Annotated in this window: 24 protein-coding genes; 10 read left to right on the top strand and 14 right to left on the bottom strand. The window is 37.1% G+C overall.

Translation table 11 applies throughout. The annotated features are described in order from the left end of the window. Nucleotides 1-39: 39 nt before the first annotated feature. The 6 genes from ES711_RS09855 (at nucleotide 40) to ES711_RS09830 (ending at nucleotide 5247) form a co-directional block, all read left to right on the top strand. On the top strand, nucleotides 40-768 hold the full coding sequence (locus ES711_RS09855) for an ABC transporter ATP-binding protein (RefSeq protein WP_146893103.1): 729 nt from the start codon (nucleotides 40-42) through the stop codon (nucleotides 766-768). Nucleotides 769-868: 100 nt separating this feature from the next. After that, the gene (locus ES711_RS09850) at nucleotides 869-1255 is read left to right on the top strand and encodes a GxxExxY protein (protein ID WP_146893101.1); all 387 of its coding nucleotides are present in this window, start codon (nucleotides 869-871) and stop codon (nucleotides 1253-1255) included. Between the two features lie 139 nt (nucleotides 1256-1394). After that, on the top strand, nucleotides 1395-2501 hold the full coding sequence (locus ES711_RS09845) for an ABC transporter permease (RefSeq protein WP_146893099.1): 1107 nt from the start codon (nucleotides 1395-1397) through the stop codon (nucleotides 2499-2501). Nucleotides 2502-2661: 160 nt separating this feature from the next. Next, on the top strand, nucleotides 2662-3783 hold the full coding sequence (locus ES711_RS09840) for an ABC transporter permease (RefSeq protein ID WP_146893097.1): 1122 nt from the start codon (nucleotides 2662-2664) through the stop codon (nucleotides 3781-3783). A gap of 121 nt (nucleotides 3784-3904) precedes the next feature. Further along, on the top strand, nucleotides 3905-4753 hold the full coding sequence (locus ES711_RS09835; RefSeq protein ID WP_146893095.1) for an ATP cone domain-containing protein: 849 nt from the start codon (nucleotides 3905-3907) through the stop codon (nucleotides 4751-4753). A gap of 128 nt (nucleotides 4754-4881) precedes the next feature. Further along, nucleotides 4882-5247 (top strand): rhodanese-like domain-containing protein, encoded by a 366-nt coding sequence (locus ES711_RS09830; protein WP_146893093.1) that lies wholly within the window; start codon nucleotides 4882-4884, stop codon nucleotides 5245-5247. A 71-nt stretch (nucleotides 5248-5318) separates the two neighbouring features. On the opposite strand, the gene ES711_RS09825 is transcribed toward ES711_RS09830, so the two are convergent. The 10 genes from ES711_RS09825 to ES711_RS09780 all read right to left on the bottom strand — a co-directional run bounded on the left by ES711_RS09825 (nucleotide 5319) and on the right by ES711_RS09780 (nucleotide 16079). Continuing rightward, nucleotides 5319-6440: a mechanosensitive ion channel family protein gene (locus ES711_RS09825; protein ID WP_146893091.1), complete on the bottom strand. Its 1122-nt coding sequence runs from the start codon at nucleotides 6438-6440 to the stop codon at nucleotides 5319-5321. Nucleotides 6441-6739: 299 nt separating this feature from the next. Further along, nucleotides 6740-7216 (bottom strand): Dps family protein, encoded by a 477-nt coding sequence (locus ES711_RS09820; protein WP_146893089.1) that lies wholly within the window; start codon nucleotides 7214-7216, stop codon nucleotides 6740-6742. 157 nt (nucleotides 7217-7373) lie between these two features. Then, a complete protein-coding gene (locus ES711_RS09815) occupies nucleotides 7374-8657 on the bottom strand; it encodes an NAD(P)/FAD-dependent oxidoreductase (protein WP_146893087.1) in 1284 nt (427 codons plus the stop codon). A gap of 368 nt (nucleotides 8658-9025) precedes the next feature. Continuing rightward, nucleotides 9026-10348 (bottom strand): Na+/H+ antiporter NhaA, encoded by a 1323-nt coding sequence (gene nhaA, locus ES711_RS09810; protein WP_146893085.1) that lies wholly within the window; start codon nucleotides 10346-10348, stop codon nucleotides 9026-9028. Nucleotides 10349-10370: 22 nt separating this feature from the next. Beyond that, complete coding sequence (gene cls / locus ES711_RS09805; protein WP_146893083.1) at nucleotides 10371-11825, bottom strand: cardiolipin synthase; 1455 nt, start codon at nucleotides 11823-11825, stop codon at nucleotides 10371-10373. A 185-nt stretch (nucleotides 11826-12010) separates the two neighbouring features. Next, entirely contained in the window at nucleotides 12011-13426 is a 1416-nt protein-coding gene (locus ES711_RS09800) for an NAD(P)-binding domain-containing protein (protein ID WP_146893071.1), read from the bottom strand. Nucleotides 13427-13684: 258 nt separating this feature from the next. Continuing rightward, nucleotides 13685-14149 carry a GNAT family N-acetyltransferase gene (locus ES711_RS09795; RefSeq protein WP_146893069.1) on the bottom strand — a complete coding sequence of 155 codons (465 nt, stop codon included), beginning with the start codon at nucleotides 14147-14149 and terminating at the stop codon, nucleotides 13685-13687. 37 nt (nucleotides 14150-14186) lie between these two features. Next, nucleotides 14187-14603 (bottom strand): DUF2141 domain-containing protein, encoded by a 417-nt coding sequence (locus ES711_RS09790; protein ID WP_146893067.1) that lies wholly within the window; start codon nucleotides 14601-14603, stop codon nucleotides 14187-14189. 29 nt (nucleotides 14604-14632) lie between these two features. Then, entirely contained in the window at nucleotides 14633-15163 is a 531-nt protein-coding gene (locus ES711_RS09785; protein ID WP_146893065.1) for a DUF488 domain-containing protein, read from the bottom strand. A gap of 91 nt (nucleotides 15164-15254) precedes the next feature. Beyond that, on the bottom strand, nucleotides 15255-16079 hold the full coding sequence (locus ES711_RS09780) for an META domain-containing protein (protein WP_146893064.1): 825 nt from the start codon (nucleotides 16077-16079) through the stop codon (nucleotides 15255-15257). Between the two features lie 829 nt (nucleotides 16080-16908). On the opposite strand from ES711_RS09780, the gene ES711_RS09775 reads away from it, so the two are divergent. After that, nucleotides 16909-18498, top strand: coding sequence for an FMN-binding glutamate synthase family protein (locus ES711_RS09775; RefSeq protein WP_146893062.1), 1590 nt, complete (start codon nucleotides 16909-16911; stop codon nucleotides 18496-18498). Nucleotides 18499-18523: 25 nt separating this feature from the next. On the opposite strand, the gene ES711_RS09770 is transcribed toward ES711_RS09775, so the two are convergent. From ES711_RS09770 to ES711_RS09755, 4 genes are all read right to left on the bottom strand, one after another. Then, a complete protein-coding gene (locus ES711_RS09770; RefSeq protein WP_146893060.1) occupies nucleotides 18524-18979 on the bottom strand; it encodes a pyridoxamine 5'-phosphate oxidase family protein in 456 nt (151 codons plus the stop codon). A 98-nt stretch (nucleotides 18980-19077) separates the two neighbouring features. Next, nucleotides 19078-19374, bottom strand: a complete 297-nt coding sequence (trxA, locus tag ES711_RS09765) for a thioredoxin (protein ID WP_146893058.1) — start codon at nucleotides 19372-19374, stop codon at nucleotides 19078-19080. Nucleotides 19375-19391: 17 nt separating this feature from the next. Beyond that, on the bottom strand, nucleotides 19392-19598 hold the full coding sequence (locus ES711_RS09760) for a hypothetical protein (RefSeq protein WP_146893056.1): 207 nt from the start codon (nucleotides 19596-19598) through the stop codon (nucleotides 19392-19394). Between the two features lie 214 nt (nucleotides 19599-19812). Further along, a complete protein-coding gene (locus tag ES711_RS09755; RefSeq protein WP_146893054.1) occupies nucleotides 19813-19998 on the bottom strand; it encodes a CsbD family protein in 186 nt (61 codons plus the stop codon). A 255-nt stretch (nucleotides 19999-20253) separates the two neighbouring features. On the opposite strand from ES711_RS09755, the gene ES711_RS09750 reads away from it, so the two are divergent. The 3 genes from ES711_RS09750 to ES711_RS09740 all read left to right on the top strand — a co-directional run bounded on the left by ES711_RS09750 (nucleotide 20254) and on the right by ES711_RS09740 (nucleotide 23410). Beyond that, on the top strand, nucleotides 20254-20604 hold the full coding sequence (locus tag ES711_RS09750) for a sulfite exporter TauE/SafE family protein (protein ID WP_146893052.1): 351 nt from the start codon (nucleotides 20254-20256) through the stop codon (nucleotides 20602-20604). Nucleotides 20605-20686: 82 nt separating this feature from the next. Further along, nucleotides 20687-21727, top strand: coding sequence for a M28 family peptidase (locus ES711_RS09745; protein WP_146893050.1), 1041 nt, complete (start codon nucleotides 20687-20689; stop codon nucleotides 21725-21727). Between the two features lie 111 nt (nucleotides 21728-21838). Continuing rightward, nucleotides 21839-23410 carry a M28 family metallopeptidase gene (locus ES711_RS09740; RefSeq protein WP_146893049.1) on the top strand — a complete coding sequence of 524 codons (1572 nt, stop codon included), beginning with the start codon at nucleotides 21839-21841 and terminating at the stop codon, nucleotides 23408-23410. The last annotated feature ends 320 nt before the right edge of the window (nucleotides 23411-23730 follow it).

Here is a 23730-nt window from a genome sequence, read left to right as displayed (position 1 = left end):
ACAAATCTGCTAAGCCGATGAAACAAAATTCACTAAAAAATGAGCCATGACGAAGTCATAAAAGTTGAAGGTTTAACCAAAATGTTTGGTGATTTTGCAGCTGTAAATGCCATCTCATTTGAGGTTAAAAAAGGAGAAATCTTTGGGTTCTTGGGCGCTAACGGTGCCGGAAAAACCACAGCCATGAAAATGCTAATTGGAATATCGCATCCAAGCTCTGGTCGTGCTACCGTGGCGGGATTTGATGTGTATACTCAGGCTGAGGACATTAAAAAAAATATCGGGTATATGAGTCAGAAGTTTGCCTTGTATGACGATTTAACCGTGAAAGAAAATATCAACTTTTTTGGAGGTATATATGGCTTGACCCGAAAACGAATTAAAGAAAAATCAGAGGCTTTAATTCAGGAGCTTGGTCTTGAAAATGTTGCGAATCAATTGGTTGGCGCATTGCCTCTAGGTTGGAAACAGAAACTTTCCTTTTCAGTGTCCTTGTTTCACGATCCTAAAATTGTGTTTTTAGATGAACCTACAGGAGGCGTTGACCCAATTACCAGACGTCAGTTTTGGGAAATGATTTATAAAGCAGCCCACCAAGGCACAACCATTTTTGTAACTACACACTATATGGATGAAGCCGAATATTGCGATCGTGTTTCTATCATGGTGAATGGAAAAATTGAAGCGTTGGATACGCCAAAAAAACTTAAAGAACAGTTTCAGGCGGAGAGCATGAATGATGTGTTTTTAAAGTTGGCTCGCGGGTAGAAAAATAATCCCGCAGATTTCGCGGATTTACGCGGAAATAAAAAGATAGTCTATAAAGAAACCGGAGTAATTTCGGGAGAACCTTAAAAAGTTAATAATTATGGAATCAAAATCAGAAAATGATATTTCATATATCATTAGAGGAGCCATTTTCAAGGTGTATAATGAATTAGGTCCAGGTCTATTAGAATCAGTCTATGAAGCTGTTCTATGTTTCGAGTTACAAAAACAAAGATTATCCATTAAACGACAAGTTCCTCTACCAATTATTTATGAAGATGTAAAATTGCAAATTGGCTTTAGACTGGATGTGTTAGTTAATAATAAAGTTATAATTGCAATCAAATCCGTAGAAAAAATAGAGAAAGTACATCATAAACAAATTTTGACCTATTTAAAACTAACTGGCTTAAAACTCGGAATTTTAGTCAACTTTAATGTTGATAATATAACGGAAGGGATTTTTAGAAAAGTAAACGGATTATAAGATTCGTCTGATAATATAAATACTCGTTGAAAAAAGAACGCCACCAGCATACTTCTCCGTCTGCGCAAATCAGCGTCATCTGCGGGAAATATAAAATTAAGAATTTAATAAGAGATCCCTCCCTTCGCAGGGACTTACGATGAAAAGATTTATAGGCTTCATAAAAAAAGAATTCTACCACATTTTTAGGGATAGACGCTCCTTGTTTATTCTCTTCGGGATGCCTATTGCCCAAATTTTACTGTTTGGATTTGCCATTACCAATGAAATCAACAATGTGGATATCGCCATTTTAAACACATCTAAAGATACCACAACAGAGGAAATCATCAACAGAATTGCGGCTTCAAAGTATTTTAGCATCAAACAAATGGTCACTCGCGAAGCGGATATCGCCTCTGTATTTGAAAAAGGAAACGTAAAAGCGGTTCTAAATTTTGAAAGAAATTTCAGTAAAAACCTTATTAAAGAAAACAAGGCTACCATCCAAATAATTACGGATGCCACGGACCCAAATACGGCAAATACAATTACCAATTATGTTAATGCCATTCTTCAGCACTATCAAAAAGAGCTGAATAAAGACGTCCACGTGGCTTATCAAATAATCCCACAAACCCGCATGGTTTACAATCCTGAACTTAAGAGTGTGTACATGTTTGTCCCCGGCGTAATGACCATTATTCTGATGTTAGTTTCGGCAATGATGACCTCTATTTCGATTACCAGAGAAAAAGAGTTAGGCACGATGGAAATCTTGTTGGTGTCGCCTTTAAAACCTTTTCAAGTGATTATCGGAAAAGTGATTCCCTATATTTTCCTATCCATTATTAATGCCATTGTAATTGTCATGTTGAGCATTTTTATTTTAAATATGCCCATTCAAGGCAGTCTTTTGCTATTAGGATTGGAGAGTGTGCTTTTTATCATCACTTCACTCGCTTTAGGCATTTTAATATCCACAATTTCCGCCACACAGCAAACCGCAATGATGATTTCATTAATGGGATTGATGCTGCCCGTGATCTTATTGTCCGGATTTATTTTCCCCATTTCCAGCATGCCAATGCCGCTTCAAATTTTAAGTAACATTATCCCCGCCAAATGGTTTATCATCATTTTAAAAGCCATTATGCTGAAAGGTGTAGGCTTAGAGTTTATATGGAAAGAAACCTTGATTTTATTGGGAATGACGGTATTTTTTATTGCGTTGAGTGTGAAGAAGTATAAAATACGATTGGAGTGAAATAGTAGGCAGTCCGCAGTAGGCAGTAGGCAGTAGGCAGTAAGCAGTAGGCAGTAAGCGATAAAAAATTAAATTAGTTGGGATTGATAGCTATCGGGCAGTGGTGAAGTTTTAAGGTATTAATAATTAAAAAAGAGATTTCCGCCTTTGCGGGAATATTATGAAAACAATCCTTTACATCATACAAAAAGAGTTCAAGCAAATCTTTAGAAATAAGGGTATGCTTCCTATCATTTTTATATTGCCCCTACTCCAACTGGTAATACTTTCCAATGCCGCCACCTTTGAGGTCAAGAATATTAAGTTCGGCTATATTGATAACGATCGCAGCGCGACCTCGCGGGCACTAATCGAAAAATTCGGAGCGTCCACTTATTTTAATGTGCTGCAAGCTTATCCTACGCAAATACGAGCAGGCGCCGCCATGTTGCGAGGTGAAGTTGATGTCGTCATGGAAATTCCCCAACAATTTGCGCGCGACTTACAAACAGAACAACACCATACATTAGGCGTTACGATTAATGCCATTGACGGCGCTGCTGCAGGGGTGGAAAATGTTTATATCTCACAAATCGTCCAAAGCTATAATCAGTCTATTATAATAGATTTATCTCAAATTTCCGATGCTCAGATTCAACCGGTCATGATTGAGACCATTCCATTATTCTGGTATAATGAAACCTTAAATTACAAAACTTTCATGGTCCCGGGAATTTTGGTCTTATTAGTCACCATGATTACCCTTTTCCTTTCGGGAATGAATATTGTGCGGGAAAAAGAAATAGGGACTTTGGAGCAGATTAATGTTACGCCCATAAAGAAAAGTCAATTCATAATTGGAAAACTCTTTCCGTTTTGGGCAATTGGAATGGCATTATTGAGCATCGGACTGATCATCGCGAAACTCATTTTTAACATCCCAATGCTGGGCAGTTTACTACTGCTCTACCTTTACACCTCAATTTACATTTTAGTGGTATTAGGCATTGGACTATTTATCTCAAATTTCACCGACACCCAGCAACAAGCCATGTTTATTGCTTGGTTTTTTATGGTGATTTTTATTTTGATGAGTGGGCTATTTACACCAATTGAAAGCATGCCAAAATGGGCGCAGCTAATGACCGAATTCAATCCCATTAAGTATTACGTAGAAGTGATGCGGATGGTGATGCTCAAAGGTTCCGGGTTTTTAGATATACTACCGCAACTCATCAAAACCTTGGTATACGCTATTCTCATGAATGGTTTGGCAGTATGGAGTTATAAAAAAACCACCTAAAACTGTTATAAATCTTCTATATTTAGGGGGCAATTAAAATGAAAACCAGAGTTGTGCTAACATCTAGCAAACCTAAGCAACACTTTTCAAAATTATCAGATTTCAACATATTTAACAACCTATGGAACACCAAGTATATATTAAAAAAAGTAACGGAGAAACGGAATTATTTTCCTTTGAAAAACTTAGAAGATCTTTGCGATCAGCCGGTGCCAACCAAGAAATGGTCGAGACCATTGTCGAAAAAATTCAAAGCCAAATTTATGACGGCATGTCTTCTAACACCATATATAGAAAAGCCTTTAGTATCTTAAAGGGTAAACATAAAAGCACTGCCTCGCGCTACAGTTTAAAACGCGCTATCTTAGAACTGGGGCCCACCGGCTATCCGTTTGAAAGATTGATCGGCGCTTTATTAAAAGAGAAAGGCTATGACACCAAAGTGAGTGTAACCTTAGCTGGTGCATGTGTCACACATGAAATTGATGTCCTAGCAGAAAAAGATGGCAACGTGTATACCATTGAGTGTAAATTCCATTCCGATGCTAGGGCCACTAGCAATGTAAAAATACCCTTATATATTAATTCGAGGTTTTTAGACATTCAAGAACAGTGGAATGCCAACTCCAAAAACACGTCTCATTTAAAACAAGGCTGGCTGGTGACCAATACCCGATTTACCGCAGATGCCGTCAACTACGGAAAATGTGTGGGTTTGACCATGCTCAGTTGGGATTACCCAAAAGACAATGGACTAAAGGCCAATATCGACTCCTTAGCGCTTTACCCCGTAACCACCCTAACAACGTTAAACAAACGGGAAAAGCATCTCCTCATAGAATCTGACGTGATATTGGTAAAGGAATTATTTAACGGCAAGGAAAAATTAGTAAACATCGGTTTATCGGATAGTAAGATAGATCGGGTATTGAATGAGGTGCAGCAATTATGCAGTCAGGATTGTAACTAAAACATTTACCCAATTTGGGTTTTTAAAAGATAATGCGCATCACGAAAGCGTCCTCAAAAAAAAAATAATACTTTTAAAGCTCTTAATATTTTCTCAAGTTCCGATTTTAATCTTAAACACTATATATTATGAAAAAATTAATCCTACTCCTTGTTTTAATCAGCTTTTCCTGTAAAGAGAAAGACGCCAATGCCGCCGCGCAATCTGAAGTACTGACTGCCGCCGAGTATAAAGCTGCTATTTCCGAAACGCAAGTACAATTAGTAGATGTGAGAACCCCAGAAGAATATGCTGAAGGCCATATTGACACTGCTCTGAACATTGATTTTTTCAGAGATGATTTCAAATCGGCTTTTGCAACTATGGACAAAGATCAACCCATCTACATTTACTGTAAAAGCGGTAACAGAAGTGGCAAAGCCGCAAAAATCCTATCCGAATTGGGCTTTGAAGAAATTTACGATTTAGAAGGTGGTTTTTCTAACTACAACTAAGAGCGCTATTTAATAAAAATGTGCTATTAAAATGGAGGTGACTTCATGGTAATAGCACATTTTTCATTTACTTAATTTTCTGTGGACGGTGCTTCAACAGTAACTTTATTATTGGTATCACTTATGGTGTAAATGGTACGGGTAGGGTAAGCCATTTCAATATTCGATTCATCAAAGCGTTTGATGATGCTTTCAAAAACGTCGCACTTTAAATTAAAAGTATCGGTAAAATTTCGGCCCCAAGCCCAAGCTCTTATAGTATAAGACGAATCATTTATTTTAGTAAGTGCGGTCCTCACAATCGGTTTTCCATTCTGTTTATCAATCTCAGAACGGTTATCGTAAATTAAAGGGTGTTTTTCACACTCTTCTTGCATGATTTGTTTGGCCGTCGCGATATTACTATCGTAAGAAATGCCTACTTCAATGTGTTCGCAACACTTCAGTTCTCCTAAATCATAATTGATCAATTTTTCTTTATTTATGACGGCGTTAGGAATGACGATCATCTTATTCTCAAAATTCCGAATTACAGTATGCCGTAAGGTAATATCCGTGACGGTGCCCACCATGGTATCGCTTAGTTTGATGACATCGCCAATTTTAAAAGGCTTAAAGGAAATAATGAACACACCGCCAACCAAGTTCGACAAGGCTTCTTGAGAGGCCACACCAGCGATTATCGCGATGACCCCCGCCCCACCTAGTGCGGTTTGCGCAACACCTTTTAGCGAAGGAAATGCTAATAAACCAAAAAGCACCCCGAGAAAACAAATTGTAAAGACTGCGACATAGCGCAGGAACTTGTAGCTGGTGGGATCATACTGATAGACTATTTTTTCTTCAATCTTACGCTTAAACCACATGTTGACAACTGTGGCCAATACAATTGTGGTGACTGTCACCAAGCCTAAATGCACCGCTAATCTGAAATACTCCTTTAAAGTTTCGTTCTTGTCGCCATCCACAAAAATAAAGCTCAAAGCAATAAACCCTAACACCAACCACAAGGTATTGAGGGTTTGCTTTAAAATTTTTAAAGGTCTGACGGGAACGCCTGGTTGTTTCTCCGCTTCCTTTCGCAATAACCATCTATTTATAAAATTTGTGAGCAGAAATAGGGTGGAGACAATTGCTATGACTACCACCCCATAGATAATATGGGATCTGTAAGTTTCAAAAAATTCAGTCATTTGTATTAAAATTTATTTTTGCGCTAATTTTGTAAATTAACCACACGATTAGCGAAAAGTTTAGAGATGCTGATGCGTTTGATCACGCTGTAATTTAAAGATTTACGCTTTGTTAAACCCGCAACCGTAGCACCCTAAACCAATTCTGGTCAAAGATATAGAATTTACAATTTTTAAATTACAATTTTAGAAACCTTTACGCTAATGGTCATAATTATCATGAAGAAGAGATACTGTAAAAAAAAAGGCTAAATTCAATAGTTGAATTTAGCCTTTTCAAATTATGGATAAAATAATATTTATTTAGCGATAGTCGCTCTAAGCATCCAAGCCATTTCCTCATGCTCCATCATAATTCCGGTTAAGAAATCTGCGGTACCTGCATCTTTGAAATCGTCTTCAACTTTTGAGATGTTTTCACGAATGTATTGAATAATCGTATCGTGATCGTCCAATAAAGCTGCAGAATAATCATGACTAGAATTGTCACCTGTATATTTTTCTGACAAGTGTGTTAACTCTAAAAATTCTTTCAAAGTTCCCGGTGCATAATTACCAACTTTTCTGATACGTTCTGCAACGGTATCGGTGAATTTTTTGATAGCGTTATAATGGTCCTCAAAAAATAAGTGTTTAGTGTGAAAGTCGTGTCCTTCTAAGTTCCAATGTGCTCTTAAGGTTTTAGTATACAGAACAAACTCATCTGCTAATAATTTTGATAATACTTCTGTTACTTTTTCTCTATTTGCTTTTGTAATTCCGATGTTTGTTTTCATATGAAATTTTAAATTTATTAATTATTGTTTTTGATAAATTAGCTGCCACGTCGCTTCATGGCTTACCCACAAAATACCCATTATTACTCGCATTTGGGTGCTTGATTGCTATGATTATTGACTGCTTCAGGGTTCTGCAATTATTACGTGATTGACATTATTCCAATGCTGTAGGATCCGTAACCGTTTGCCCTACCATAACTCCCTGAGAATGACCTTTACCCACATAAGCATTGAACCAATTCCAGAAGGTTCTGAATTTATTGCGGTAGCTAACCAATAAGAATAAATGAACAAACAACCACGAAAACCAAGCTATCCAACCGGTAAGTGTAGTTTTTGGAAAGGTCATATCCGCCACAGCCTTCTGATCGCCTATGATGGCCATGGCGCCTTTATCCTGATAACGGAAAGGCTGTAATTTTTCATTTTTTACTAGCGCTACAAAATTATCGGCCAACGCTTTGCCCTGTTGTTGGGCGACGCTTCCCAATTGTGGATGACCTTCAGGAAATTCAGGATCTGTCTTTTGTATACAGGCATCGCCTATGGCGAAGATGGTGTCGTAATTTAAAACTCTATTAAAAGCATCTACTTGCAGCCTATTTCCTTTTTCATAAGCATCGTCCGCGATCCCCTTTATTTTGATTCCCGTGACCCCCGCAGTCCAAATAAGCGTTTTGGTCTCTATAGTTTCGCCATCCTTAAAATAGACTTTATCGTCAGTATAATCTGAAACCAATTTATTGAGCTTTACGATGATGCCCAAATTTTCCAGTGTTTTCTGGGTATATCTTTGTGATTTTTCGCTCATCGGTGGCAAAACCGAAGGAGCGCCGTCCACGAGATAAATATTTAGTTGCTGTCCGTCTAACTCCGGATAAATATCCATCAACTTACGCTTGCGCATTTCCGCAATCATACCGGCAATCTCAACGCCTGAAGGTCCTGCTCCAGAAATAACAATGTTACGCATCTTACGTTTTTCATCCTCATCTGTACAGAACGTATACTTCTCGCCTTCCATAATGAGATAATTTCTCAGTTTGATAGCATCGTTTACATTTTTCATGGCGAGCGCATTTTTTTCGATATTATCCACCCCGAAAAAATTACTTTCTGTACCTGTAGCAACTACTAGATAATCATAATTTATAGTTCCAGTAGACAATTTTACGGTTTGAACTGTGGCATCAATAGCCTCCACTTCACCCAACCTAAAGTGCAAATTCTTTTTCTTTGTAAATAAAGTTCTGAAAGGAATGGTAATGCTGGAAATATCTAACATTCCAGTAGCCACCTGATAGAGTAATGGTGGAAAAAAATTATAATTATTCCGGTCTACTAAAGTGACTTGTAAACCCTCAGCTCCACTTAATTTTTTAGCTAAGTTTATGCCTGCAAAACCACCTCCTAGTACAATTATCTGTTTATCTGCCATAGTCTTTCTTGTAAAAATTCGGCTATTCTAAAGCCTTGTTTTTCAGATGGGCCTCTTTCTTAAACATTGCTTACTACAATACTATCCCATCACTCCATAAATTTAAGACTTTTCCCTGTAAAACAAGTCCGGAAACACAATAGTATTGACGCATTCAGGAATAATGTGCCCAAGCTTGCCATGGCCATTAACGGCTCTTTTAAGCACTATTTATGGCGAAGCAAATTCAAGCATTGCATCAGCACCCCTATGCCTTTTAATGCATATTTAAAACTATGCGCATAAAAAAATGCTTACAATTCCTTTCAATGTTTCGAAAGGAAGCGCAAGCATTTTAATGTATTTAGAAATAACGAAAACGGTTTACACTACGCGGCGATTTTTGATTTCGTTGGTATGGTATTAGAACCCATTCGCAATATCATATATCCGATAATTGCAGATATGAATGACCCTATAAGAATACCAATTTTAGCAGAATCTATATATTCTGGATGCGTCACAAAGGCTAAACTCGCAATGAAAATAGCCATCGTAAATCCGATACCTGCTAAGAATGACACCCCTAAAATTTGGGTAAAACTGATTTCTCGCGGGATTTCAATAATTCCAATTTTCTTTGCCAATAGTACAAATGATGAAACTCCAACACCTTTACCAATTATCAAACACAAGATGATGTTAATCACCAAGGCGGTGTCTAACTCTACTGAACTGTCAATCAACACACCAGCATTGGCGAGCGCAAAAATCGGAATGATAAAATAGGCGACCCATCCGTGAAGACTGTGTTCCATATGTTGTAAGGGCGATCTGAACTTATACGACCAATTTTGCAGCTCATATACATTTTTAATCTGCTCATCAGACAATATGGGCGTTTGTAAAACACTCGAGTTTTTGATGTTATTATAAACGACATCAAGATGCGTTAAAAATGTTGAGGTGTCAATTTTTTGACGGATTGGCACTGAGAAGGCCAATAATATACCTGCCACAGTAGGGTGAATTCCTGATTTTAAGAATAGGAACCAAATGATGGCCCCTACAAAGACCAGTACAAATTTTGAAAAGTAACCTTTAAAAGATAGAAAGTATAGAAATACTAACAAGCCTAATGCTATCATTAGTAGCGTTGTATTAATCGCGCCACTATAAAAGACTGCGATTACCAAAACAGCACCAATATCATCAACAATAGCGAAAGCGGTCAGGAAGATTTTAAGACTTAACGGCACCCTATTGCCAAGCACATTTAGTATGGCTAGGGAAAACGCAATATCTGTAGCCATTGGAATACCCCAACCTTTTACAGTTTCAGGATTTTGATTGAGCACCAAGAAAAATACGACTGGTATGACCATGCCTCCTAAAGCTCCAACCAACGGAAACATTATTTTCCGGGTTGAGTTCAATTCACCTATCAAAAGTTCTCGTTTAATCTCGAGACCAATTAAAAAAAAGAATATAGCCATTAACCCGTCGTTGATCCAAAGGATTAAAGGTTTTTTGAATTCGAAACTCTCTGTAACAATCCCAAGATCGTATTGCCAAAGATCTCGATAGGAATCTCCGAGTGGAGAATTTGCCCAAATAAGGGCCAGTACGGTACTTAGCATCAGCAATATACCACTGAAACTTTCAATTTTAATAAACTTCTGTAATGGTGTAAGGAATAGCTTTCTAATCATTTATAATTCATTTTCGGTAAAGTTAAAGAAAAGGCGATAGTAATCTCACAATTTTTTCCAGCAATTGAGCAATTTTTGGTCGATTTAACCACAAATTTGGGTTAATTTTAACAGATCCTTCAAGATCATTTTTAAACGCATCGGTCAATTGTTTTGCTATTTCTGTACTATACACCATGGCATTAACTTCAAAATTTAAATCAAAACTACGGTAATCCATATTTGCTGAGCCAATAATAGCTAAATTATCGTCAATAACCATGGTTTTTGCGTGCACAAACCCTTTTGTGTATTGATAAATCTCCGCTCCAAACTGTAATAATTCGGTGTAATAAGCGCTTGCTGCAGCATTGACCATGCGCGAATCAGAAATTCCGGGCACAATGATTTTTACCCTTACCCCACTCTGTACCGCAATAATTAAAGCATCCATCAAGCTTTCTCCTGGAATGAAATATGGGCTTGTAATATAAATACTCTCTTTGGCCGAGCTGATAGCCTGTAAAATGGAATAAAAAATGACGGGTTGCACACTATCTGGCCCTGAGGCCACCATTTGTACCACCTCATTTTTCATGGAGATTTGCTTGGACTGATCAGGAAAATAGGTGTCGTTATATTCCAATTGGGTAGGGCTACAAAAGTTCCAATCGCCAATAAAAAGGTACTGAAGGTATGCGGTAGCCCGGCCTATAAGCATCAAATGAGTATCCCGCCAGTACAAATGATTCTCTGTGTTTAAATCATTTCTATAACGATCACTCATATTAATGCCCCCAATAAAGCCAACCTCGCCATCAATAACTATAATCTTTCTATGGTTCCGATAATTGAGTCGGTTGGCAAAGGCATACCAAATAATTTTATAAAAAGGAGCGGTTTGAACACCACCATCTTGAAGCTTTTTGATAAACTTTTGACCGAGACCATGACTACCAAAATCATCGTACATAAACCGGACCTGAACACCTTCCTTAGCCTTTTTAATGAGCACATCTGCCACAGAATTGCCAGTAATGTCATCTTCAAAAATATAGTATTCAATATGGATGTGTGAGGTAGCCTTCTCTAAAGCTTTTAATAACTCAGGGAATTTTTCTTCCCCATTGATTAAAAGTTTAACGGTATTGTTGGCGGTTAATGGACTGCTGCCAGCCCCACGAATGTAAGCGATTAACTTATCGTATTCCTTTGGCACCAATCCGGAATCACTCACCCGTTGCGAATAGGCATTCATCCGACCCCTTAGATTCTGACGGAGCTGTTCGTCCTTAATGATTTTTTTAGTGTATAATTTGCGTTTGCGGTAATTGATACCAAAAGAGAAATAGAAAATGACCCCAATGATGGGTACAAATATGATAAAGAGAATATAAGCTAAAGCTTTGACACTGCTTCGGGTATCAAAAATCACTCGTAAAATCACGAAGATGATAAAGATGATGTAAACTATTTGTCCGAGCAGCAGCCAATTCATTTGTAAATCTATTTTCGGTTACAAGCTAAGGTTCATTTTTAAAATCATAAATGTGCATAATGCGCCAACCATCTGTATAGGTAAGGTTCAAATATATACAAAAAAAACCCACAGCTTTTAACGCGTTGTTAAAAGCTATGGGAATTTATAGAGTAAAAAATGTTGTAAATTTTACAGAAGTGGAATTATATCGGTTGCTTTTCCATAATTTCTTCCAAGGCTTCTTCATTCTCATCCTGAAACAGATACCGTTCTTTACTGTCATCCAATTCATCCATCCATTCGGTGTGGTGGGTTTCTGCCTTGGTACCGGTAACTACACTTTGAAAGGTTTTATCTCTGTAGGTCAAAATGTTCTCATCTTTATCCTTGAGCCATTCCTTAAACATTTCTGCAACTTTATCAACATTAAAATCTGGATAATCAGATAAGGCCAACAAATCTTTTATATAGTCACTTTGGAAATCAACATGATCAAAGCTCGTTTCTAATTTGTCATTTGCTTCTAACCATTTGTCCATATCTAAGCGACGCTCCGCCTTTGATGGCAATGGTAACTGATCCATCATAAAATCTCTCGCTACCCAAGCTTGGGCGTCAAACATATTAAACGTATAATATTGATCTTGCATTCCCAAATAAATCAATTGGGGCAAATTGTTAAAGAAAACACCTTTATACAAGTGGTTAGGATACAGATTGTTTTTCGTTTTTAAACGCAATTCATCCGGTAAAAACGGAAACTTATGTTGGTACCCTGTACACATAATGACGGCGTCATACTTCCCAGAAGTGCCGTCTTTAAAATGTGCAACGTCATTTTCAAAATGAGTCAATAATGGCACTTCAGAAATACCTTCGGGCCAATTCACCCCAATGGGGTTACTTCTATAACTCAAGGTCACTGATTTTGCGCCGTGTTTATAACATTGGACACCTATGTCTTCAGCTGAATAACTACTCCCTATAATCAGTAAATTCTGATCCTTATAAGGATCTGCGCCTCTAAAATCGTGGGCGTGCATGACCTGACCAGGAAATTGCTCAATACCTTTAAAATACGGCATATTAGGCGTGGAGAAATGACCGCTAGCCACCACTAAATAATCAAACTCTTCAGTATAGGTTTTGTCGATTTTTAAATCGTCTAACACCATCTCAAACTTTTGAGTTTCATCATTAAAGTTTACCCAACGCACTGTGGTATCAAAGCGGATATAATCACGCACGTTGTTCTTTTTGATGCGCCCCTGAATGTAATCAAACAACACTGGTCTTGGTGGATACGAAGAGATGGGCTTTTTAAAATGCTCATCAAAGGAATAATCTGAAAACTCTAAACACTCCTTAGGACCGTTAGACCACAAATATTTATACATACTGCCGTGAATAGGCTCTCCGTATTTGCCTACGCCCGTACGCCACGAATAGTTCCACATCCCACCCCAATTACTTTGCTTTTCAAAACAAACAACTTCGGGGACTTCTAAACCTGCATTTTTTGCGGCTTCGAAAGCTCTTAATTGTGCTAATCCACTTGGTCCGGAACCAATAATTCCTACGCGTTTCTTGTTAGTGTTTTTGTTTTTGATCTTATTCATATATAATCATAAGTTTTTGTTTGCGAACCTGTCCAATATTCAGACAGCTAAACAAACTATTAATAAAATGTTTATGTTTTGGAAAAAGCTTCGGTAATGAAGCTTAAGAAAAAATGTAGTGCTCTCAGAAAAAGAGCTCAGAACATGGGTTCTGAATGCACATTTCTTATGGGAAGAATATAAGCTATTACAAGTAAATTTCCTAATAATACTTAGGGAAGTTCAGGAACTGTGTGGAGTGGATGCAATCAAAAACAACTAAGTATTAAATGGCTTAGACATGAACTTTTTTTTCATGAGTAATCTGGGCTCATTAACGCCGTAGTATGCGTCATGGAATTTTGAATTCTCAAATCCCAAAGCTTCATAAATTCTGATAGCTGTACTATTATCAGGGTGAACTGTTAAGCAAATTTCTGAACTAAAGCTAGACTCCAACGCTTCTAACAACGTTTCAGACAAAAGTTTACCGATGTTTTTACCGCGATAGTCTGGATGCACACCTAAGGATAGCATCCAACCCTGATTCAGGTGCTTAGTAAGATTGCCGAGGACATATCCCACTACGTTCCGCTGATGTTCAGCTATATAGAAATAATCATTGGAAATATCATAAAACTGCCTTAAGACGAAAAGTGGATAACTCCCCTGATTAAAACTTAAAACTTCGATCTCGTGAATGCTTTCCAGATCAGCTAATGTAGCTTTACGAATGGTAATCATGCTATGGGTTTAAATGATTAAAAGGATTAGAGCCGATTTAATTTAGCATTTTTATGGCTAAAGAGGTATCACCAGACAATGTAAACTTACATTGATCAAAGGTTGGAGCAGAAAATTTAGGTTTTACATTATTTGAAAACGCATAGCCTTCCTTAGGGATTCCTAAAAAGTTACGATTACATTCGTTATCAGAATTTTCGTCATGATACATGGAAATAGCGTATTCCCCCTTTGGTAAATCAGAAAGAATAATTTGTTTTGAAGTGGCATCCACTTTAAACGTATAGGTTTTGATGGCTGAACCATCCTCAAGAAAATTTTCATGCGTATTGAAAACGCCGATAACCAAGTTGCCTTTCACCGATTCAATATTGGTGATATTTAAAGTTAGTTTAGGGTTTTCCGAGCTTATGAACCCGAGGCTGAGTGCTATATAGAGAAATAATGTGGTCATAAAATTTGCTATTTATAAGTATTATTAAATTAAACGTTGTAATGATAAGACAATTGGCCATTAATAATCTTGGCGGGTTTGGTATAGGGATGTTCCTTATGTTGTTGTGCTCCTAAAATATGAATGACTTCCCAACCTTTCGCTTTAAGCACATCTGCAATCATGGAGCGATGGCAACGCCACCAAACGGCTTCAGAACACATGATGGTACTCCGATGTTGTAACGCTAAAGTTTCGAGCGTGTTGTAAGCCTGCTGAAAATCGTCCGTCTCCATATAATCTGCATAGCCCCTAAAGGACGGATGGTTCCAAACGGTATTTTTAGAATCTTGGGAAGCCTTTCTTCGACCTCCCAAGGGTTCTAGATGTGTATACAGCATGCCATGCTCCAGTATTGATCGTTCTAGATTCTCCAAATTATACTGCGGAAATTTGCGCGATCCTGGAAAACGTCGGACATCAATTAAATGTTCAATGGCATCTGCTTTAAGCAGATTGAGAAACTCCTCCAGAGTTCTGGTGGAATGACCAATGGTCCATATGTGTTTTTCCGTTTTCAATATTAGTGAGGCTTACAAAAGTTACACGTCTATATCTTATAAATTTTGATTTATTTATTGCTCTCGTTTACCAGTTTGGGCTACTCCGTAATTAGTCAAAATAAACTGCTTCAAAAACTGCTAATGGGGCTCTTCTACCAACATTTAAACGCAATTCGTCGTCAGTGATTGTATAATTATCCGCAATTTCGAAAATCTTCAAAAATTCTGATTCATTCACATCTACATCAGGACATATTTTTAAGGTCGTGGCCATTTGATGGAAACGGATTCTATTGCCTTCTTCCAAAGTAAACTCGCCATTAATGCTATTACAACCAGCAAAACCTGTCACTCTATTATCCTGAGACTTTAAGGTGAAAAAGATTTCGCGTTCTTGATTGTCTGCCATCTTGACGTCTTTACCTTCTAAGGTTTTCAATTTCCAATATTTTTCTACAATTAGGGATTGCTCCATCGCGCCTTTTTTAAAAATTGCTAAAGGTGCTCTTCTGGCTTTGTTAAGCGCCAAAGTATTTCCAACTATTGTGAAATTATCAGCCGTTTCAAATATGTTTAACAACTGTTGCTCATTAAAATCACCTTCAGGACATGCCATACGAGTTGACGCCATCTTTGAGAATGAGATGCGATTCCCTTCTTTTAAGGTATAAGTTCCCATAAAAGTGTTACATCCTGAAAAACCCGTTACGCTATTGGTTTCAGAATTTAAAGTAAAGTGAATCTCTTTTCCATTCTGCTCCTTGCTGGTCACCGCTTCGCCTTCTAAAATTGAAATGACCCATTTGGTGTTTTCTACCATGGACATATCTGAATTATCTTGAGTATTTGCGGACGAATCCGTAGTCGATTTACTAGAATTACAACCCATCACAGTAATGGCAATCAGAGCCATTGAGGCTAATTTAATTTTCATGTTGATTTATTTTAAAGTTAATTTTTATAGTAATCACGGGCTTTCACCAATGATTTGAATGATTGACTACAGCACTATTCAATTACCATGCCCTTATAATAAAACACTATCTTATTAGTATCTATTTAACGTGAGCGTCCTATCTGAGAAATGTAATAAGCCAATCCGCCATATTCATTCTGAAGGAGTTGCATGCCAATATCTAAATTATTTGGATTAAAATTTATTTCTTAAAATATAATAGTCCTTGGCAGCAGCAATATGGTATTATGCAATGCTTCCAAACCTAAATTGAATATATACCTACGAATATGCTTTTTCAATCCAAACCGTGAAACACGAAAAGTAATCAACAAACCTTTAAGATGCTGACTGAAAGCATAATAATATTAGTTGGATTACAACAGGAGTTTAAGTGTTATACAAAAGTGCCACCCCAAACCTCTAAATTTTTAAATCACCCCTTGACATAATTAAAGAAAGCAAAAGCATTCTTCACATATGTGCAACAACCATTAGTCTAAAGTTAATGGTTCCAAACTGAAAATCTTATGATCTCCTAATAGCCTGTTAATTATTAAAAAACAGACAGTAGAACAGGGTAATTATTTTTGAATAATGGACAGCTTATTATTATGGTATAAGGAAAATTTATTTACCCGACTTTTTATTTCGGATTCTGCCGAAAATAAATACTTTTGACCCACGATTTGCATAGCGCGTTACCATAGATAGTGTAAATGAATAAAGAAATTAATTGAAACTATATCGTTTTAGTATGCAATCCGATTTTGTAGTAGTATATTTGCATTTTAAATCAATTTAAAAGATGAAAGTTCGCGAAAAATTTATTTTAATTTCGATTATTGTCACTGTAGTCATTATTGGAATCTCATTGGTCTGGAGCCCCATTTTATGGGCTTTTATTTTGGTCATTCCACTAATAATGCTCGGTGTTTTTGACATTTTTCAAAAGAGTCATACCATCCGTAGAAACTTTCCTTTAATAGGTCGTTTCAGATATATTTTAGAGTCGATTCGTCCAGAAATTATGCAGTATTTTGTGGAAACCGATACTGAAGGACGACCTTTAAATCGTATCCTGAGATCTTTGGTTTATAGAAGAGCAAAAGGAGAAAATGATACGGAGCCCTTTGGAACACAAATGGATTTATACCATTCCGGTTATGAGTGGCTAGAACATTCTATGTATGCTAAGAATAACCCAAAGGAAATTGGAGAATTTCCTCGATTATTAATTGGTGGAAAAGAGTGTAAACAACCTTATTCTTCAAGTTTATTGAATATCTCAGCGATGAGTTTTGGATCGTTGAGTAAAAATGCAGTTCTCGCCTTAAACCAAGGTGCTAAAATGGGGAATTTTGCGCACAATACTGGCGAAGGTGGTATTAGTGATTATCATTTAGAGCACGGTGGCGATTTAATCTGGCAGATTGGAACCGGTTATTTTGGCTGTAGAAATGATGACGGAACTTTTAATGAAGTTACTTTCACGGCTAATGCGCTACGCCCTCAAGTAAAAATGATAGAAATTAAATTGTCTCAAGGTGCAAAACCAGGGCACGGTGGTATTTTACCAGCTTCAAAAAACACCCCGGAGATTGCAAAAATTAGACACGTAAAACCAGGAATCGCGGTGCACTCCCCACCTTCCCACTCTGCTTTTGCTGATCCTATTCAATTTATGTATTTTATCAAACGCTTAAGAGATCTTTCTGATGGCAAACCAATTGGTTTTAAATTATGTATTGGTAGAAAACAGGAGTTTATGGATTTCTGTGAGGCTATGATCTACACGGGCATTCGTCCAGACTTTATCACTATTGATGGTGGTGAAGGTGGTACCGGAGCTGCGCCAGTGGAATTCTCTAACTCCATGGGCATGCCATTACGTGAAGGATTGATTTTTGTTCACGATACCTTAGTAGGGTTTGGATTAAGAGATGATATTAAAATTATAGTAGCAGGAAAAATCATCACTGGTTTCCATATGGCTCGCGCCATTGCATTTGGTGCCGATGGGTGTAACAGTTCACGTGCCATGATGCTTTCTATTGGATGTATCCAAGCTTTACAATGTAATACGAATACTTGTCCTGTAGGTGTGGCAACTCAAAACCCATCCTTGGTTAAAGGATTGGTGGTTGAAGATAAAGCGCCTAGAGCTAAACGTTACCACGAAGCAACCATCCACAGTTTCTTAGAACTTGTTGCTGCAGCAGGACTAAATGATCCAAGTGAATTGACACGTGGTCATATCAGCAAGAGAATTGGATTGTTGGACGTGAAAACTTTTGACGAAATATATCCTTCAATGGAACCTGGATCTTTATTAGATATCAATACGATTCCTGAAAGCTATAAAAAATTCTTCCACTTGACCCGTATTATGAAATAGTAATAGCTTAAATAAACTTTAAAAACTAGTCCTTACGTAATTTGCCCGTGATTTCATCAATCTTTATGATGAATATCATGGGCAAATTTTCGTTTACCATCTTACTGGAAAACTCACTTATAAAGCTTAATTCTTTCAATTCTTTTTCCTCTACCAAAGCTTTAATGCCCAACGAAAAATCATGTAAATACGATTTGGCTTCGCTCGCAAAAAGCTGTTCAAAAATACCATGTATGGTTACAGATTTCCACTTTGTAAGTGCAGCCACATCAATCACGTTCATTGCTACTCGATTGTTCTGTCGCATAGCTTGCATTTTATGGCCTTCACCAGAATAGCAAATGATGACATTCTTTGCAGTATCGTAGTAATACGTAATAGGCACCACATAGGGTCTATTCTGATAGATATAGGACAAGTGTCCCAAATAGTTGTTTTCTAATACAAACTTGCTTTCTTTTGCTTCGAGAGTAATGTACATGATGGCGTATTTTAGATCACCAATATAATGCTATTATACGCTCCTGAATATGATATTAATCAGTTAACACCCAATCAAATAGAAGAAACAACACATTTCTAATGTGATTTTATCACCTTAATGATGTCCTCTTTTTGCAGCACACCTGACTGCCGCCAAACTTGTTGTCCGTTCTTGAAAAGCACCATAGTTGGCACCCCTCTTACTTGATAATTGGAAGCTAAAAGCTGATTTTTATCAACGTCAATTTTGACGATTTTCACTGCATCTCCCAGTTCAGTTTTGACACTTTTAAGGATGGGCGCCAATGTCTTACACGGGCCACACCAATCTGCATAAAAATCCACCAATACTGGCGTTTCTGATTCTATGATGGTTTTAAAATTATTCTTCATGTAATATCTTTTAGGTATTATTTATCAGACGATTTCGTTTTTTTTCTAATGCTCTTGATGGCGTCTAATTTATCTTTCTCCGTCTCTGTATGGTCATCCCTATCAGGATCCCACTCTTTTTCATTAGGTGTGTTCGGATGAGTCGCATCAGATTCTGGCTGACGCTTTTCATCATCTTTTCTATTATTCTGCTTTTTATCTTCTTGATTTTCCATTAGTTCCATTTCATTTTTTTGGTCTCAACATCGTGCGCTATATAACTTACGACCACTCAAAATAAGCGCTAAGTTGCACGTCTTATAGTCGCAAATCGTCTCTTATCATTACAGTTTTTTAAGTGCTCTCTACAATAGGAGTTTGTATTCCAAAGTAGCGGTATAAAAAAAGTTCTCAAATCAATAAGACTAGAGAACTCTTTCATTAAAATCGCTTTAGATTCTACCAACTATCGATTTCATTTTTTAAATCTTCTTTTGATTTGCCGTAGCGTTCTTGAACTTTCCCAGCTAACTTATCAAAGTTACCTTCAGCTTCCGTATATTCATCATCAGTAATTTCACCATATTTCTTTTTGAAATCACCTTTAATCTGTTTCCATTTTCCTTCGAATTGATCTGAATTCATAATATTTGAGTTTTAGATTTATATTTTATTTTTCTGTTTTATAAAATTACAATTAGAATTGCCCAAGCGGTGACCCAATAGAGTGAAAAATTGATGCTATTACTAATTTGGGAAATGTTTAACAAGAGTCTATAATTTCCACTTTGGTTTTAAAACTGTATGTTATTTAAATGAAATATATTTGACTTTGCTTAGTCCATCCCAAAGGATTCTATGAGTATGGACAACAATTACATATTTACAATATAATTACTTATGAGACAATTTTTCATCATTCTAGGAATTTGTGCGGCCGCCCTAGCATTGATTTTATCAGTCACTCCGCAATTCCCAATAGCTTATATACTTACGGTTTTAGCCTTAATTTTTGGTTTGATCGCCTTCTATTTATCTAAAAAACCTCAACTTCCTAAAAAAACAATTCAACTTATTTTCCTATTAACGCTCATCTCCTTAGGCATTACTAGCTACAAATCGCTATTTCCCACTCCAGAGGTTGAAATCATTGAACCCAAGGAACAGTTGGATGATTCCAGTATGGAGCGACCTCCAAAAACTTTAGAGGAATTAGAAGCTGAGCGACAAGATCAAATGCAAGAACAGTAAATTGATAAAGTATCTCTACTATTATTTCCAGACCTTAAACCATAGTTATCGATTCTCAAAAGAAAGTAACACCCAATTATACATGAAAATCCTCCTTATTGTAACTGCCTTCTCTTTAGTTGGCTCATGTGCCATCCCCAGTCATACCCAAAAAATTGAAGATCTAAAAGAAAGCATTGCATTTGAAAATCCAGAAGCAGTAACTAAATATAGCCAAACAATCACAGCTGAGGCATTGAGTATACATGTGCACACCTTGGCGTCTGACGAATTTGGAGGCAGAGAAACAGGACGTGTAGGGTTCGATAAAGCTTCTTTATATTTAAAGGATTTTTACCTGAAAAATGCCATTCCATCGCCTTTAAGTGGTGACAACTATTATCAGAACATTCCCGAGTCTTATTTTAATAAAAGCAGCCCATCTTCTCAAAATGTGCTCGCCTATATTGAAGGTTCGACACATCCTGAAGAACTCCTAATTATTTCTGCACATCTCGATCACTTGGGTGTTACCGATGAGACTACATATTATGGTGCGGATGACAATGCATCGGGCACTGCAGCGGTAATGATGATTGCCAAAGCCTTTATGACCGCCAAAAATGAAGGTCACGGTCCTAAACGAAGTATTTTATTCTTACACCTAACTGCCGAAGAAATAGGACTATTGGGTTCTCATTATTATGTGAAACATCCTATTTATCCCTTAGATCATACGATCGCGAATTTAAATATTGATATGATTGGACGGGTCGACCCGCATTATGAAACACTCCAAAATGATAACTACATCTATATTATTGGAGCGGATCGGCTGAGTACGGAGCTACATTATGTTTCTGAAGCGGCCAACGCGCAATTTACAGACTTAGAGCTCGATTATAAATATAATGACGACGAGGAAGCCAATAGATATTACTACCGTTCTGACCATTATAATTTTGCTTTTCGTGGAATTCCAGTTATATTTTACTTTAATGGCGAACATAAAGATTATCACCAGCTCACAGATACGCCTGATAAAATTAATTACCCACTTCTACAGAAACGCTCCCAACTCATATTTGCCACCGCTTGGTATTTGGTAAATAGCGATCATAAACTTAAACTTGACGAGCTTTAAAATGCGGACTTTCAATTGTTAAAGTTTGTTAAATGAATTGGCGCTTAATCTAAGCATGCACGGTTTTTTTGTATTATCGCACATCTTATTCTAACACATAATAAAATATTAATGAAAAAGCTATTAATAATTGCGGGTATCGCCCTCACAACATTCAGTTGTGGCACCAAAACCCAGGAGACTACCAAAGTTGAACCAATGCTTCCTGCAGATCCTGCAGCATATGCCAAGAGTATTACCAGTGATGAATTAAAGGAGATGTTATACACCTTTGCATCCGACGAATTTGAAGGACGCCACACTGGAGAGAAAGGTCAGAAAATGGCAGTGGAATATTTAAAGCAACATTATATCACCATGGGAATTCCTTCGCCAATTGCGGAAGGTGATTATTTTCAGGAAGTACCTTTATTAAACCAAAAAGCACCTGAAACAGAACTTACCGTTAATGGCGTGGTCTTTAAAAATTATGAAGATTTAGTAATGTCTGGTTCCGCTGCAACACAAACTATAAATGCAGCTGATATTGTCTATGCTGGATATGGAATTGAAGATGCTAAATACTCAAGCTACAGAGATCTAGATGTAAAAGGTAAAATTGTTTTAATTAAGGCTGGTGAGCCAAGAAATGCTGATGGCACCTATGTTACCTCTGGTACTAAAGAGGACACAAAATGGTCAGTAGGTCGTCAAGCCTTATCTTCTAAAAGAGATGTGGCGCGTAAAAAAGAAGTAAAAGCGCTCTTGGTTATGGACGATTCGTATTTAAAAATGGTATCCAAGTATATGGAATCTGCGGCACAATCAGGAAATGATGGTCGTATCTCACTAAAAGATAAAGAAGAGGCCATGCTTCAAATCTTGATTAGTGATAAACTAGGAGAAGCCTTATTAAAAGGTATTGCTACAGATGACGCCTCGAAAAAGGTAGCGTCAAATTTAAAAATTAAGGTGACTAGCAATTCGGAAGATGTTAATTCTGAAAACGTAGTGGCCTTTATTAGAGGTTCAGAAAAACCAGACGAGATTATTGTGCTCTCTGCGCATTTAGATCACGAAGGCATCAAAAATGGTGAAATTTATAATGGCGCTGATGATGACGGATCAGGTACAGTAGCCATCCTAGAAATTGCTGAAGCTTTTAAAATGGCTCAAGAAGCTGGACACGGTCCTAAACGATCAATCCTATTCTTACACGTCACTGGTGAAGAAAAAGGCTTATTAGGATCTAGCTATTATGCAGATATTGATCCTATTTTCCCGTTGGAAAACACCGTGGCCAATCTTAATATTGACATGATTGGACGTATAGATCCTAAACGCAAAGGCGATAGAAATTATATTTATTTAATCGGGTCTGATAAATTAAGTACGGAGCTACACGATGTCTCTGAAGCGGTGAACAAACAATTTACCAATATCGAATTAGACTATACTTACAATGATGAGAATGATCCTAACCGTTTTTATTACCGTTCTGATCATTATAATTTCGCCAAAAACAATGTGCCAATTATCTTCTATTTTAACGGGACTCACGACGATTATCACAAACCGTCAGATACGCCAGACAAGATTGAATATGATTTGTTGGAGAACCGAGCAAGACTAGTATTTCATACAGCGTGGGAATTAGCCAACAGACCAAATCGCATTGTGGCGGATAAAGCAGAAACAAAATAAAAATGTTAAAGTTTTGAAAACTAGTGCGTTTGAATCAAAATTTTGATTATCTTAGTGTAAGTATTGGGGTGCCCATTTAATGAGCTGAGAACACACCCATTGTACTTGCTAGGTAATGCTAGTAATAGGAATACAACAAGCAAAGGGAATAAACAATTTTAATATTGTTGTTCCCTTTGTTATTTTCTAGAGGTTTTTGGGTGTTAAGCGGTAACTTTTATAGGTGAAAGATGAATTTCATACCCTAAAAATTCACTTCACCTAAAAAAAGCTCCCTAAGTCGTTGAAATATGGTTAATTGAATATAAAGAGTAGCTTTA

It is taken from the genome of Gelidibacter salicanalis, assembly GCF_007997285.1.
In the GTDB taxonomy this organism is placed as follows: Bacteria; Bacteroidota; Bacteroidia; order Flavobacteriales; family Flavobacteriaceae; genus Gelidibacter; species Gelidibacter salicanalis.
This window is presented reverse-complemented; position numbering and strand designations above follow the sequence as displayed.

Bases quoted from the DNA above. Each gene is read 5' to 3' on its own strand.
- ES711_RS09825 (WP_146893091.1), bottom strand. From the start codon at position 6,440: ATGACTGAATTTTTTGAAACTTACAGATCCCATATTATCTATGGGGTG.
- ES711_RS09840 (WP_146893097.1), top strand. From the start codon at position 2,662: ATGAAAACAATCCTTTACATCATACAAAAAGAGTTCAAGCAAATCTTT.
- ES711_RS09795 (WP_146893069.1), bottom strand. From the start codon at position 14,149: ATGATTACCATTCGTAAAGCTACATTAGCTGATCTGGAAAGCATTCAC.
- ES711_RS09755 (WP_146893054.1), bottom strand. From the start codon at position 19,998: ATGAATTCAGATCAATTCGAAGGAAAATGGAAACAGATTAAAGGTGAT.
- ES711_RS09780 (WP_146893064.1), bottom strand. From the start codon at position 16,079: ATGAAAATTAAATTAGCCTCAATGGCTCTGATTGCCATTACTGTGATG.
- nhaA (WP_146893085.1), bottom strand. From the start codon at position 10,348: ATGATTAGAAAGCTATTCCTTACACCATTACAGAAGTTTATTAAAATT.
- trxA (WP_146893058.1), bottom strand. From the start codon at position 19,374: ATGAAGAATAATTTTAAAACCATCATAGAATCAGAAACGCCAGTATTG.
- ES711_RS09775 (WP_146893062.1), top strand. From the start codon at position 16,909: ATGAAAGTTCGCGAAAAATTTATTTTAATTTCGATTATTGTCACTGTA.
- ES711_RS09815 (WP_146893087.1), bottom strand. From the start codon at position 8,657: ATGGCAGATAAACAGATAATTGTACTAGGAGGTGGTTTTGCAGGCATA.
- ES711_RS09830 (WP_146893093.1), top strand. From the start codon at position 4,882: ATGAAAAAATTAATCCTACTCCTTGTTTTAATCAGCTTTTCCTGTAAA.
- ES711_RS09820 (WP_146893089.1), bottom strand. From the start codon at position 7,216: ATGAAAACAAACATCGGAATTACAAAAGCAAATAGAGAAAAAGTAACA.
- ES711_RS09800 (WP_146893071.1), bottom strand. From the start codon at position 13,426: ATGAATAAGATCAAAAACAAAAACACTAACAAGAAACGCGTAGGAATT.
- ES711_RS09750 (WP_146893052.1), top strand. From the start codon at position 20,254: ATGAGACAATTTTTCATCATTCTAGGAATTTGTGCGGCCGCCCTAGCA.
- ES711_RS09845 (WP_146893099.1), top strand. From the start codon at position 1,395: ATGAAAAGATTTATAGGCTTCATAAAAAAAGAATTCTACCACATTTTT.
- ES711_RS09745 (WP_146893050.1), top strand. From the start codon at position 20,687: ATGAAAATCCTCCTTATTGTAACTGCCTTCTCTTTAGTTGGCTCATGT.
- ES711_RS09740 (WP_146893049.1), top strand. From the start codon at position 21,839: ATGAAAAAGCTATTAATAATTGCGGGTATCGCCCTCACAACATTCAGT.
- ES711_RS09760 (WP_146893056.1), bottom strand. From the start codon at position 19,598: ATGGAACTAATGGAAAATCAAGAAGATAAAAAGCAGAATAATAGAAAA.
- ES711_RS09790 (WP_146893067.1), bottom strand. From the start codon at position 14,603: ATGACCACATTATTTCTCTATATAGCACTCAGCCTCGGGTTCATAAGC.
- ES711_RS09770 (WP_146893060.1), bottom strand. From the start codon at position 18,979: ATGTACATTACTCTCGAAGCAAAAGAAAGCAAGTTTGTATTAGAAAAC.
- cls (WP_146893083.1), bottom strand. From the start codon at position 11,825: ATGAATTGGCTGCTGCTCGGACAAATAGTTTACATCATCTTTATCATC.
- ES711_RS09855 (WP_146893103.1), top strand. From the start codon at position 40: ATGAGCCATGACGAAGTCATAAAAGTTGAAGGTTTAACCAAAATGTTT.
- ES711_RS09835 (WP_146893095.1), top strand. From the start codon at position 3,905: ATGGAACACCAAGTATATATTAAAAAAAGTAACGGAGAAACGGAATTA.
- ES711_RS09850 (WP_146893101.1), top strand. From the start codon at position 869: ATGGAATCAAAATCAGAAAATGATATTTCATATATCATTAGAGGAGCC.